General features: G+C 40.4%; 8 protein-coding genes. 3 read left to right on the top strand and 5 right to left on the bottom strand.

Going from position 1 to position 13,600, the window contains the following annotated elements; all coding sequences use genetic code 11:
- The first annotated feature begins 27 nt into the window (after positions 1–27).
- Positions 28–2,859 carry an excinuclease ABC subunit UvrA gene (gene uvrA, locus ABZP31_RS13905; RefSeq protein WP_034688131.1) on the top strand — a complete coding sequence of 944 codons (2,832 nt, stop codon included), beginning with the start codon at positions 28–30 and terminating at the stop codon, positions 2,857–2,859.
- Positions 2,860–3,130: 271 nt separating this feature from the next.
- On the opposite strand, the gene ABZP31_RS13910 is transcribed toward uvrA, so the two are convergent.
- On the bottom strand, positions 3,131–4,828 hold the full coding sequence (locus tag ABZP31_RS13910; RefSeq protein WP_262475469.1) for a GGDEF domain-containing protein: 1,698 nt from the start codon (positions 4,826–4,828) through the stop codon (positions 3,131–3,133).
- A gap of 1,388 nt (positions 4,829–6,216) precedes the next feature.
- Here ABZP31_RS13910 and omp33-36 point away from each other — a divergent pair.
- A complete protein-coding gene (gene omp33-36, locus ABZP31_RS13915) occupies positions 6,217–7,143 on the top strand; it encodes a porin Omp33-36 (RefSeq protein WP_026444009.1) in 927 nt (308 codons plus the stop codon).
- 60 nt (positions 7,144–7,203) lie between these two features.
- Here the strand turns inward: omp33-36 and ABZP31_RS13920 are convergent, their stop codons facing one another.
- Both ABZP31_RS13920 and ABZP31_RS13925 read right to left on the bottom strand, forming a co-directional pair.
- Entirely contained in the window at positions 7,204–9,171 is a 1,968-nt protein-coding gene (locus ABZP31_RS13920; RefSeq protein WP_262475467.1) for a choline BCCT transporter BetT, read from the bottom strand.
- Positions 9,172–9,336: 165 nt separating this feature from the next.
- Complete coding sequence (locus ABZP31_RS13925) at positions 9,337–10,032, bottom strand: ion channel (protein WP_248131864.1); 696 nt, start codon at positions 10,030–10,032, stop codon at positions 9,337–9,339.
- Positions 10,033–10,378: 346 nt separating this feature from the next.
- Between ABZP31_RS13925 and ABZP31_RS13930 the strand changes: the two genes are divergently transcribed.
- Complete coding sequence (locus tag ABZP31_RS13930; protein ID WP_248114878.1) at positions 10,379–11,419, top strand: hypothetical protein; 1,041 nt, start codon at positions 10,379–10,381, stop codon at positions 11,417–11,419.
- A 48-nt stretch (positions 11,420–11,467) separates the two neighbouring features.
- Here ABZP31_RS13930 and ABZP31_RS13935 read toward each other — a convergent pair whose 3' ends face one another.
- Positions 11,468–13,183 (bottom strand): cation acetate symporter, encoded by a 1,716-nt coding sequence (locus ABZP31_RS13935; protein WP_005017886.1) that lies wholly within the window; start codon positions 13,181–13,183, stop codon positions 11,468–11,470.
- A gap of 1 nt (position 13,184) precedes the next feature.
- Positions 13,185–13,529, bottom strand: coding sequence for a DUF485 domain-containing protein (locus ABZP31_RS13940; RefSeq protein WP_005017884.1), 345 nt, complete (start codon positions 13,527–13,529; stop codon positions 13,185–13,187).
- Positions 13,530–13,600: the final 71 nt, after the last annotated feature.

Genomic DNA, 13,600 nt, shown 5'->3' on the forward strand with positions numbered 1-13,600 from the left:
GTTTTAAACGCTTACTTAGGACGATTCATGAGTCAAAGTCATATCCGTATTCGAGGCGCACGTACCCATAACCTCAAAAATGTGTCACTCGATATTCCACGGGACAAGTTCGTGGTAATTACGGGACTTTCGGGCTCAGGTAAATCTTCTCTTGCTTTTGATACCCTGTATGCCGAAGGTCAGCGCCGTTATGTCGAGTCATTGTCGGCCTATGCGCGTCAGTTTTTATCCCAGATGGAAAAACCGGAAGTTGATGCAATTGAAGGCCTGTCTCCTGCAATCGCAATTGAACAGAAGTCAACCAGTCATAATCCACGTTCTACAGTGGGAACTATTACAGAAATTTATGACTATTTGCGACTGCTCTACGCCCGTGTAGGTACACCGTACTGCCCGGAACATGACTTGCCAATGGTGGCGCAGACTGTGTCAGAAATGGTAGATGCTGTAAAAGCCTTGCCCGAAGGAACGGCCTTGATGCTGCTGGCACCGATAGTACGTGAACGTAAAGGTGAATACTCTACCCTCTTTGAACAGTTGCAAAGTCAGGGTTTTGTCCGTGCACGTGTAGATGGCGAAATTATTGAAATTGATACGCCTCCCGAACTGGACAAGAAAAAGAAACATACTATTGAAGTAATTGTGGACCGTTTCAAAGTACGTGATGACCTGGGTAATCGTATCGCTGAATCTTTTGAAACCGCCCTACGGCTCGGTGGAGATCTGGCAGTTTTATCCTGGATGAAAGATGAACATCCAGACCGGGTATTTTCGGCCAAACATTCATGTCCGGACTGTGAGCGTGCGGTAGGTGATCTGGAACCACGGTTATTTTCATTTAATAATCCGTTTGGTGCCTGTCCGGCTTGTGATGGTCTGGGTACCCGTAGCCACTTCAGTGCCGATAAACTGATCCATAACCCAGAGCTGAGTATTAGCCAAGGCGCAATCCGTGGCTGGGACCGTCAGCGCCCTTATTATTATTCAATGCTACAAAAAGTAGCTGCCCATTATGATTATTCTCTGGATACCCCGTGGAAAGACTTAGGTAAAGATATCCAGAAGAAGTTTTTATATGGTACAGGGCGTGAGAAAATTGATCTCAGCTATGTGGACGAACGTGGCCGCCGTCATAACCGGGTTATGCCTTTTGAGGGTGTATTGCCACATCTAGAACGGCGCTACCGTGAGACTGAAAGTAATTATGTACGAGATGACCTGTCACAATATTTGTCGAATGCTGCTTGTGATGTCTGTGACGGTTCTCGGCTAAATGAGATTTCACGTAATGTAAAGATTCTGGACCATACCATCAGCCAGATTACCCGCATGTCGATCGGTGATGCCGCACATTATTATGAGCATCTGCATCTGGAAGGTGCCAAAGGTGAAATTGGTGACAAAATCTTCAAGGAGATTCGTGAGCGTCTTCACTTTCTGGTCAGTGTCGGGCTGAATTATCTGAGTCTTGCGCGTTCAGCAGAAACCTTGTCTGGTGGTGAAGCACAGCGTATTCGTCTGGCTTCACAAATTGGTGCCGGTCTGATGGGTGTAATGTATGTACTGGATGAGCCTTCGATTGGCTTGCACCAGCGTGATAACGATCGCCTACTGCAAACCCTGATTCGTCTGCGTGATCTGGGCAATACTGTACTGGTGGTTGAACATGATGAAGATGCCATTCGTGCTGCTGACCATATCATTGATATTGGCCCAGGTGCAGGTGTGCATGGCGGTTATGTAATTGCTGAGGGTACAGCCGATGAACTTTGCCAGCACAAAGATTCGCTGACTGGCAAATATCTTTCTGGTGAGTTAAAAATCGCGGTACCACAACAGCGTGTTCAACCGCCAAAACCGGAAGAACAGATTAAGCTGTTAGGGGCGTCAGGACATAACCTGAAAAATGTTGACCTTACCATTCCCCTAGGTGTAATGACCTGTGTTACCGGCGTGTCTGGTTCTGGAAAATCCACCCTGATTAACCGGACCTTGTTACCTCTGGCAGCTACTCAGCTCAATGGAGCAATAACCTTAACACCAGAGAAATTTAACAGTATAGATGGTCTGCAATTTCTTGATAAAGTTGTAGATATTGACCAGAGTCCGATTGGACGTACCCCACGCTCCAACCCGGCAACCTACACAGGCGTATTTACACCTATCCGGGAACTGTTTGCCCAAACACAAGAAGCCAAAGCACGCGGTTATAGTGCTGGCCGGTTCTCCTTTAATGTAAAAGGTGGCCGCTGTGAGGCCTGTGAAGGTGACGGCATGATTAAGGTAGCAATGCACTTCCTGCCGGATATGTATGTACCCTGTGATGCCTGTCATGGCAAACGATATAATCGTGAGACTCTGGAAGTTGGCTATAAAGGTAAAAATATTTCCGATGTACTGGAAATGACGGTAGAAGATGCAGCTGCATTCTTCGAGGCTATTCCGGTAATTCATCGCCGTCTGGAAACACTGACTCAGGTAGGTCTCGGTTATATCCGTCTGGGCCAGTCGGCAACCACCTTGTCGGGAGGTGAAGCTCAACGGGTAAAACTGGCCCGTGAATTAGCTAAACGTGATACTGGGAAAACTCTGTATGTACTGGACGAACCTACTACAGGCCTGCATTTCCATGATATTGCCAAGTTATTAGATATCCTGCATGAGCTACGCAACAAGGGTAATACCATTGTAGTGATTGAGCACAATCTGGATGTTATTAAGACTGCAGACTGGGTGGTCGATCTTGGACCGGAAGGAGGCTCTGGTGGTGGTCAGATTATTGCTACCGGCACACCAGAGGAGGTTGCTGAAGTAGCTATTTCACATACAGGCCGTTTCTTGAAACCTTTATTGAAATAGACTCCCCAGCTGTTAAAGCCCTATTGAAAACGGTGATATATTCACCGTTTTTTTTATTTTTAAACTTCATAATTTTTTACTGAGACGTTTTATGCAGACAGATACTTATAAATACTTTTTTTAGCAATACGCTGTTGTTTCTATCAATAGCTTTAACAGCTGCCTCATTTATAAAAATATTCATCAAAATATAAAAAGTTAAAATTTTTAATAGCTTAAATAAAAATTCCAAGTTAGCGTATTCTAGACATTCGGGAATTTAAATCTCTTACTACGCAACACTATTTCGTCCCGCTGCCTTTGCCCGGAATAACGCCTGATCCGCCTTTTCCAGCAGTTCTAACCAGTTTTCTGCGCCTGTCGCGACGCCTATACTCACTGAAACAGAAATTGAGTTACCATTTTCAAGCTTAAGATGGGCCTGCTGGACTTCAGCACGAATTTTTTCTGCCACTTTCAAAGCTGCACCGAACTCGACATATTCCAAGAATATGATAAATTCGTCTCCGCCATAACGAATAATCAGATCCGAAGAACGTACACTTTTTTTAAGCTGACTGGCAACAAGCTGAATAATTTGATCACCAATAATGTGTCCGTACTGATCATTCACCTGTTTAAAATAATCAATATCTACCAGAATCAGACAAGTCTGGCTTAATTGTTTAACGTGCTTTTCTAGATACTGTATGTGCTCATCCAATGCTAGGCGATTCGATACTCCGGTTAAAATATCGGTATTGGCAATATTACGCAGTTGTAATTCAAGTACATCACGCTCGGCCAGCTGTGCCTGTAGTTTTTGTATGGCCTCAAATAGCGAGAGTGGATAAAGAATATCTGAGGACTGGATACGAGCATCTTGATGACCGGCAAGCTTTAAAATCAGATTGCGTGCCCGGATTAAGGGGGTAAATACTTTATAGCGTGCATAAACCATAGTAAAAATGGCGCTAAACACAGAAATAACAGAAACAGAAAGAGTCAGGATAAATTTTTTCCATGCCTTACTGCGTACCTCTTCAGCTGTTTTAACGCTATGATCCAGCAGAAAATCCTGTAAATTAACCACTGTCAAAAATTTATCAACGATTTGTTCAGTTAACTGGGTTCCTGTCATAGAGTACGGCTGATTTTTTATACTCTCATTGATCAGCGTTTTTACCATTGGAATCGCTTTTTCCAGAAACTCTGTTTTAACTTCACCATGTAGTCTTAAATATTGGGGTGTTCTATATTTATCCTGTTGAATAGAATTAATCAGATCCCATAAGTAATAAGCCTGATACTGGGTCTGCAAAGAGCGTACAAGATTTTCCTCTGGAATTTTCTCCTGAAAAGTGACCGCTGCAATAATATTGGAGGCCAAACGTCCAGCCTGATCCCGCAGGTCAGTCAAAATTAAAATCAGGGTATAATAATCAGAGATAACGGTATTTTTCCCCATTGAATGTGAAATGACATTTTTTAAGACCTGATGAGCGCTATCCCAAGCAGCAAACATTTTCTGAATCGACTGATCAAGCTGTATAGAGGTTCTTTTAGAGCGAGGTATAGCAATATAGCCATCTATAGCCTGTCTACCCTGCTCTAGCGAATGCAACACATTCTTAGATACATTTTCAGCATCTGCTGACAAGCCGGCCTTGTTTAAAATATTTACTGTTTCAGCAATATGTGTATCTACTGATTTTCGAAACTCAATTAGTTCCCTGAGATTCTGTGCGAACTCTTCTGTGGTACTCGACATGACTTTATTTGATGGGCCACGTTCTCGTGAAATCATATTTGTCAGCTCGGCCATATTACGTAGTGCAGAGATTTCTGTCAGAGCCAAGTCTGTTTTCTTGTAAGTACGATAACTGTCTATAGTCAGAGGAATACAAATAAAAAGAAGTGAAAAAATAATAACCAACATGGACCAGAACAAACGCCGGGTAATATATTCTGAACGTAGCTGGTTCTTCATCAAACATATCCCATTACAAATTCTAGTATTCAAAAATATATTTTATAAAAACTTAAGATCATAAAAGTTTCGGGCAGAGATAGCTTCTTTAGAATACTTAAAGTTTACTGATGTTTTTTTAATGGAAAGTTAGTAATAACCTGTTCCCCAAGAGGGGCTATTTTACCTTTTACTCTATCTTTTTCAATAGTTTAAAAATTTATCACTCTAGTTTTAAAGTCTAAGAGATCTGCAGAATACATAGAGCCCTGAGTAAAAATATAAATAATTTTAAATACACTATATTTTTTCTCTATACAAAATTTATAAAATTTTATTAAAAAATCAGAACTATAATTTTAATAACTTTTCTGAAAGATAAAAGATAAATAGTTTCTGCAACTATATAATATTTCATTTAGCTTAAATCCCTTTTCAAGTTAAAGATTAATATTTTTTCTAACTCTATAATTTTTCTATTAATTGGTTTTACCGTTTTTTAAAATATTAATTATCAATTTAACACATTTAAAAAACTGTTGCATACTACATTTAAGAACAATAAGTGAGATTTTAATCACACTTATTTGAATTCCTCAGGATGTATCTCCCAAATATTATGCATCCTTTCTGGCCCAGTTATCTCTTTTAAGCTGGGCCTTTTTTTACTTAAAATTTACTTATTTTTAGTTAAAACTTTTTTAAAATTACGCAAGTCATTTTTTGGTTTTGCATGTACAGCTCAAATTTCTTATTTTAACTGTAATTTAAAATAGCACACTGTCTAAGTATAAAACTCAGGTTAAAAAAAAGCCCAACCTTGGGGAAAGCTGGGCGGATAAACCAGAAATACGGTTTTAAAAATTCTGTGGTGCAGATATAAGTTGTATATATCTGATATAAATATTATGTGATTTTTCATGTATAAAGTAAAGTTGATTAATTTAATAAGGATTAGAAAATCTATCGCTTTTTACAATTTTGTAGAGCTAAGTCTTATCTTAATCTAACTACTAAGATAAATTCTAATTTAAAGTTTTTAGCTTATAGGGTGCTTAAAAAAGCATCTATCCTACCAAAAATTAAATATAGAATACTTCAATTTGATTCCTTTCTTATTTCTAAAATTATTGATTAATTCTTCTATATTAATCAGTTAAAACAATCATAAAACTCTTATTCAAAACTCATTTTTTCCTAAAATTTATTCATTAATTAAGTATTACTTAACTGTTATATCGAAACTTTTTAAAAGGTTGACAAACCTTATTCCAAATGAGCAAAAAATGTTCTTTATCATATTTAGTATAATTACTCTATAAAATAATATCTTTTTACTTCATTGACTTAATAAATTGTTACAATACAATGCAGTGGTTTAATCCATTTTTAATAAACTGGTAAATATCATGAAAAAACTCGGTTTAGCCACTGCTTTACTACTAGCCATGACCGGTGCGCAAGCATATCAATTTGAGGTTCAGGGACAATCTGAATATATCGATGCCACACTCAATGATAAAGATTTTACTGGTTCAGTAGCCGGAACTTACTACTATAAAAATGTAGATTCAAGCAAAGGGCCATTAGCTGAAGCCGCATTTTTAAACCAAGCTTCTAACATTTCTCTTGCTTACACCTATGGTAATCTTGACTTGGGTGCAGATCGTACCTTGAGTCTAGATACTGAAGCACACACTTACGGTGTAAAAGGTGAAGCATATATTCCGACTTCAGTTGTTCCGTTATATACCAGTGCAGCTTATAGCCACACTAAAACAGATACAGATATATCTGAGTTTGGTACAAAATTAGGTTCTATTGAAAATAATGGCGATCGTTATGCATTAGAGCTTGGTGCACTTCTGGCACCTAATTTCCTGGTAGCAGTAGGCTATGCAAATATTGCTGATCCTTTTGCTCTAGACGCCAACAATATTATGTCTAATGGTATTCTAAAAACTGTAGGTGAAGCTGCAACTGCCGGTTTTACTAATCAGCGTCTTTCTCAAGATATCGTAACTGCCCGCACTAAATATGTAGGCCCAGTTGATGGTACAAATGCATCAGTTGGTTTTGAAGCCGCAATGATGCATGCAGACAGCAACAATGCATATCAGTTAAAAACTGATGTCTACTTTACACCAAAATTTAGTGTAGGCGCTTCTTATGCTGAATCTAATTTTACTGATGTAATGGATTCAGCTTGGGGAGCAAACATTAACTACTTTATTACTCCAGCAGTTGCAGTAGGCGCAAGCTATGTTAATGCAAACGCAGTAGGTATAGATGCAGATACTCAAACTGTAGGGGTTAACGCCAAATTCCGTTTCTAATCTGTTAACAGATTAAGGAACTAAAAAAGGACTCCATTGGAGTCCTTTTTATTATTGCATTTAACTGCGTATGACGTTCAGGAAGTAAAGATGACGTTCATACTGGTCCAGAATATCCTGAAGCAGATCTTCTTGCGTCCATTCCATAACATCATAATTTTGTCCTCCCTCTCTTAAAAACACCTCAGCCTGATAATATTCATGGTCGGTAGCTGATTGGGCTTCAGTCATAAAGCTCGGAGGGGTGGTTTCACGTGAAACTACTTTATAGATAAAATTAATCTCATTCCGATGATCCACCCTTAATAGCAATCCGTCCTCAAGATTTTCTATGCTCACCTCAAGATTACGACGTTTAAACTCATGCTGAATATGCTGAAATGCCTGAGCAACTGTAGACTTTATATAATGCTCTATTTCATCACGACTATGTGGATAATGCATAATCAGGCCTAAACGCTGTTGCCAGCTGCGCGGGTTATGAATAGCACGCGGTGTAATACGTGCCTCCTGAATAGCCTGCATTTTCAAACTGTCTAATCTTAATGCCTTGAGCAACCCCCAGCAGATGAGCAGCATAATAAAGGTAAATGGCAAAGCACTCATAATGGTGGCGGACTGTAATGCACCTAAACCACCAGCCATGAGTAGAATAATAGCCAGTAGCGCCATAAGTACTGTCCAGAACAGCCGCTGCCAAGCAGGAGACTGATCTGTTTTAGAGGTGAGATAATCGGTAACCAGGGCGCCTGAATCGGCAGAGGTCACAAAAAACAGCATGACCAGAACAGTTGCTAAAATACTGCTTACTCCAGACCAGGGTAACTGGGTCAAGAATTCAAACAGCGCTACAGAAGAATCAGTTTTCACTGCCTCTAGCAGGCTATTATTTCCTTCAAACATCACATTATATAGCGCTGCATTACCTATGAATCCCATCCAGATAATGGTGAAACCTGTAGGGATCAGCAATACGCCTGCAATAAACTCACGAACAGTACGTCCTCGTGAGACTCGGGCAATAAACATACCTACAAATGGTGACCAAGAAATCCACCAAGCCCAGTACATGATAGTCCAGCCACCAATCCAGCCATTAGGCTGATAGGCATATAAGTTAAAAGTCATGCTGAACAGGTTAGATACATATTGTCCTGCTGTCTGGATGGTGGTCTGCAATAAATAAATGCTGGCGCCAGTTAAAAATATGAAAGCCAGCAATAGCAATGCCAGAATGAGGTTGAGTTCAGATAAACGCTTAACGCCCTTATCCAGACCTAAAAAAACCGAGAGTGAAGCAATACTGCTTACCACAACAATTAAAATAATCTGAGTCAGAATACTCTGCTCCCAGCCAAACAGGTAATTTAATCCCGAGTTAATCTGTGTTACACCAAAACCCAGAGAAGTGGCAACCCCGAATATGGTCCCAATTGTGGCGAAAGTATCGACTCCATCACCAATTGGTCCATAAATACGCTTACCAATTAAAGGATATAAGGCTGAGCGGACTTTTAATGGAAGCTGATGACGGTATGCAAAATAAGCCAGTGACAACCCAACAACTGCATAAATAGCCCAGGCATGTAAACCCCAATGGAAGAAAGTAACACGCATGGCCTGTTGTGCTGCCAGTACGGTCTCCGGCTGGCCACTTGGTGGACTGACATAATGCATAATGGGCTCAGCAACACCAAAGAACATTAAGCCAATCCCCATACCTGCAGTAAACAGCATGGCAAACCAGGAAGGATAGGTATAATCAGGTTGACTATGATCTGGCCCAAGTTTGATCCGGCCCATGGAAGACACAGCAATACCTGTTAGCAGGATTAAAAATAAGGCAACCGATAAAACATAAAACCAGCTGAAAGAATCAGTAATCCACTGATTTAATTTTTTGGTCAGAAGTTCAAATGCATCAGGAGCAAAAATAACAATAGCTAAAAAGATCAGGATAATCACAACCGTGCTAATAAACACATTAGGATTAACATTGGAAAACCAAGCTTTGGACTTGGAAGACATAGGTGATTTACCCCCATATATTTTTTTAATAGGATGACAGACTCTGCGGTCAAAATGCATTCTGCTAAGACATTGTAAAAACAAAGAATACCCAACCAGTATTCAGAGTGATATATTAAATTAACTTACAAATGAAAGCCGTTAACTTCCTGTAAAGGAAAATTTTCAAGATTTGTCTTTATTCGTACGGGGTGAATGTGAAATATATTGCAGTACAATAAGTCTTGAAACGATAAGTGCCAGATACATTACTCCGCCAAACATCTGTAACATTGCCAGAACACGTGCCGCCGGACTGACTGGCATCAGGTCTGCAAGACCCGTAGCTGACTGGAGACTAAAGCTTAAAAACAGAAGATCCAGCCAGGTTTGCAATGGCCCTGTCCGATTTGGATTTTGAAAGCTATAAGGAACTACCAGCTGGCAGATGTTATAAAGAAAGGCAAAACCCCAAGCGATCAAGGTAAAGACTGCGGCAGCTGCAAAAAGCTCATCCTTAGTAAGATAACGGTCAGCAAACATATAGCGGATCAGTCCATAAGCCGCACAGAAATAGGCACTTGCTTCAAAAGCATGGGTAGTAATGATCAGACCCACATGTTCATAACCAAAAAGTATGGGCACAGAAAAAATAAAAGCACCACCGACAAAAATGAGACCGAGTGCGGTGTAGGCTGGAGTCTGGCGTATCATTTTTGCCACCAGTAATAGTGCGATCACGCCCAGCAACCAGGTGACAGAACGAGACGGTGTACTATCATTGCTGAGCAAAGATAGAATCAGTATAAAAAATTGTAATAAAACTAACTGGGCGGAAGGTAATAAGCGAAACCCTTTCCAGAATCCAAGAAGTACATGCAAGCTTGCTTTTAACCCAGCCATTTTATGATGTAGCCATTATTATTTATTAATTAAATGGAGTGTGGCGAGACCTTATAAAAAGAAAGTATAAATTTATAAAATCTTATATTAAGAAATGTAACTCTAACCCTATGCCTATAAACTCTACGTCCAGAGGTTTTCTTTCAATTAATCTTTTAAAAACAACAATTTTAAAATTTTATCTAAAAAATATTTCTGAATCTTATATCTATTCAATTTTTACAAAATAATGACATTAAAAAGACCCATATCCAAAATTTTAGAGTAAAAATTCTAATTCGTTTTTAAGTCTAAAAAAACAAATAAAATTAAGGAAGTACATTTTATGAAAAAGCAGATCAGCTTACTTGGCTTGGCTTTGAGCTCAACTTTACTGGTAGCCTGTGGAGGAGGCGGAAGTTCCGATGACGTTACTATCAGTACGCCACCAAATGTTCCTAATGAAACAATTTCGCCAGAATTATCAGAAGAATTCGTGCCTTTTGAAGACCAGAGTATTCTGGACAAGATTCGCGATAAAATCACTGGTGATCGCAGCAATGAGACAGACTATAACGTTGCATTAGGCCACATGGTTGGGGAGGTTTTTGCAGACTATCCTTATGGCCGGACTGGCAGACTGGTACAGATTTATAATCTGGGTCTAAATAGCATCAAGTTTCCAAACCGACTTTGTGCAGAAGTAATTACGAATGGCTCAGTAAAGACTTTAAGCCTAAAACAGGATAAAGAAAACTGTATTATTCTCGATAAAACTTATCGTCAGGGCTCAAGTATTACCCAAACCGTAAATGGTGATACCACTACTTTGAAATTTACTAATGTGCGCTATGGTTCAAATGTAGATTTTAGCCTGAAAGATGATTACCTGATTTCAGGCAGTATTTCCTATCGGGAAACAACAACTACAGCAGGTAAAGAAAAGGCTTATCAGGTTGATCAGTTGGAATTTCAGCGGGTCAGCAAGGATGCTAATGCACCAGCTGGCGGAACAAACTATAATGAAACCAGTAAAGAGTACCTGCAAGTCAGAAACTATAACTACCGTTTAGCCGATGAATATGGCAGCGGAAGTAATGGAATACGCACACTTACCACCAGCGGGACAATTATTGGCCAGCCTTACCAGGCAGATTTCCGTTATAGCTTTAATTTTGAGACCACTACACCCTTTAAAATGGCTGAAACCGTATCTAACAATTATAAGCATTTACCTACTGAGGGTAATTTAAAAATACGTGACACCTACAACCAGATGATTGATGTGCGCCAGAACCAGCCTGAATCATTAAAAGCTACTGTTTATTTTAATGGTAGTGAAATTGCTGACCTGTACTGGTCAACTATTATTGGTGACAAAAAATAATGAATTAATAAAAAGCCCCGCAATTGCGGGGCTTTTTATTTGAATTAATTAGTGATCTTGAGCACCGGAAGCTCCGATACCAGTCATGGAACGTACAAACTGGGCATCGAATTCTTTACGTTCACGCTGTGCACGCGCTGATTTATCAGTTACAGAGAATAACCAGCAGCAGAAGAATGAAAGTGGCATAGCAAAGATTGCAGGGCCATTGAAAGGGTTAATTGGCGTATCAGAAATACCGAGTGTATCCACCCAGACTGCTTTAGACAGCACAATCAGAATTACAGCAAGTGACAGACCCACAACACCACCGGCTACTGCACCACGTGTCGTCAGGCCTTTCCAGAACATAGACAGAACAAGTACCGGGAAGTTAGCACACGCAGCAACCGAGAATGCCAGACCTACCATGAAGGCCACGTTCTGTTTCTCAAACAGGATACCTAAAATCATTGCAAAGATCGCAAGGCCCAGAGTGGCAATTTTAGACATGCGAAGTTCAGATTCAGGCGTAGTCTGTCCTTTTTTAAATACGTTTGCATACAGGTCATGCGAGATTGCAGAAGCACCTGACAGGGTTAAACCAGCCACTACGGCAAGAATTGTGGCAAATGCTACCGCTGAAATGAAGCCCATGAACAGGTCGCCACCCACAGCATCAGCCAGATGGACCGCAGCCATATTGTTACCGCCTACAAGCTCTAACTTGCCTGTAACCGCCATTTTCGCTACATCAATGAATTGTGGATTATTCGATACATACAAGATTGCACCAAAACCAATGATGAAGGTCAGCAGATAGAAGTAACCAATGAAACCTGTTGCTACAACCACTGATTTACGTGCTTCTTTTGCATCTTTTACTGTAAAGAAACGCATGAGGATATGTGGAAGACCAGCAGTACCAAACATCAACGCAAGTCCGAGGGAAATCGCATCAATTGGGTTCTCTGCCAGTTTGCCTGGTCCCATGATTTTGCCTGCTTCTGCCAGTGTAATATCATGGACTTTAGCGAAAATCTGGATAGATTGGTCAAACATTGCAGTAAAGCTGAAGCCAACACCTTTCATTACCATAAATGCCATGAAAGTTGCGCCAGAAAGCAGCATTACAGCCTTGATGATCTGTACCCAGGTGGTAGCCAACATGCCGCCGAACATTACGTAAGCCATCATCAGCAGGCCAACAATTACGACCGCAATATTATAGTTCAAGCCAAATAGCAGTTTGATCAGCTGTCCCGCACCGACCATCTGTGCAATGAGGTAAAACGCGACCACGACCAGTGAGCTGATTGCTGCCAAGGTACGAACCGGCTTTTCTTCCAGACGGAATGACACCACGTCTGACAGGTTATATTTACCCAAGTTACGCAGACGCTCTGCAATCAGGAACAGAACAATTGGCCAGCCAACCATGAAGCCTAGCGAGTACAGCAGACCATCGAATCCTGAACTGAACACCATGGCAGAAATACCCAGGAACGATGCAGCAGACATGAAGTCACCGGCAATCGCCAAACCGTTCTGGAAACCCGAAATACCACCACCTGCAGTGTAGAAGTCTTGAGTTGACTGAGTCTGTTTGGCTGCCCATTTGGTAATGAACAATGTAAGGCCGACAAAAATCACGAACATGATAATTGCGTGCCAATTCGTAGCCTGCTGCTCAGCCGCACCCAGATCAGGGCCAGCCATAGCCAGACCAGAAGTTAAAAATGTGGACGCAGCAAATACTTTTGCTTTACATGAATTCCATTTCATATTAGTGCATTCCTTTAGTAGTCGTAGACTCTTGCGCGATTGCCTCGACTTCTTTCAAAGCTTCTCTGTTAAGTTCATCAAGTGTGTTATTGGCGATATATGAATACACTGCACATAATACAAATGACAGGACAATAATGCCGAGGCCTAAAGGAATTCCCCAAGTTGTTACCCCGCCACTAAAAGAACTCATCAGGAATTCTTTGTTATAACCTACCAACAGCATGAAACCGACATAGACAAACAGCATAATTGCAGTTAATGTCCAGCTGAGATTTCTTTTCTTGGCCACCATCTCTTTAAATTTTGGATTTTGTAGAATTCGTTCTACCTTAAGCTCATCCATAACCTTGCTCCTTAATCAGCGGCCAAGCTATTGGTCGCTTTTGTCCAATCTTTAATCTTTTTTTTACGTAT

Origin of the sequence: Acinetobacter sp. FL, assembly GCF_040744925.1 — a bacterium.
GTDB classification, from domain to species: domain Bacteria; phylum Pseudomonadota; class Gammaproteobacteria; order Pseudomonadales; family Moraxellaceae; genus Acinetobacter; species Acinetobacter radioresistens.

Bases quoted from the DNA above. Each gene is read 5' to 3' on its own strand.
- ABZP31_RS13910 (WP_262475469.1), bottom strand. From the start codon at position 4,828: ATGAAGAACCAGCTACGTTCAGAATATATTACCCGGCGTTTGTTCTGG.
- uvrA (WP_034688131.1), top strand. From the start codon at position 28: ATGAGTCAAAGTCATATCCGTATTCGAGGCGCACGTACCCATAACCTC.
- ABZP31_RS13930 (WP_248114878.1), top strand. From the start codon at position 10,379: ATGAAAAAGCAGATCAGCTTACTTGGCTTGGCTTTGAGCTCAACTTTA.
- ABZP31_RS13935 (WP_005017886.1), bottom strand. From the start codon at position 13,183: ATGAAATGGAATTCATGTAAAGCAAAAGTATTTGCTGCGTCCACATTT.
- ABZP31_RS13940 (WP_005017884.1), bottom strand. From the start codon at position 13,529: ATGGATGAGCTTAAGGTAGAACGAATTCTACAAAATCCAAAATTTAAA.
- omp33-36 (WP_026444009.1), top strand. From the start codon at position 6,217: ATGAAAAAACTCGGTTTAGCCACTGCTTTACTACTAGCCATGACCGGT.
- ABZP31_RS13920 (WP_262475467.1), bottom strand. From the start codon at position 9,171: ATGTCTTCCAAGTCCAAAGCTTGGTTTTCCAATGTTAATCCTAATGTG.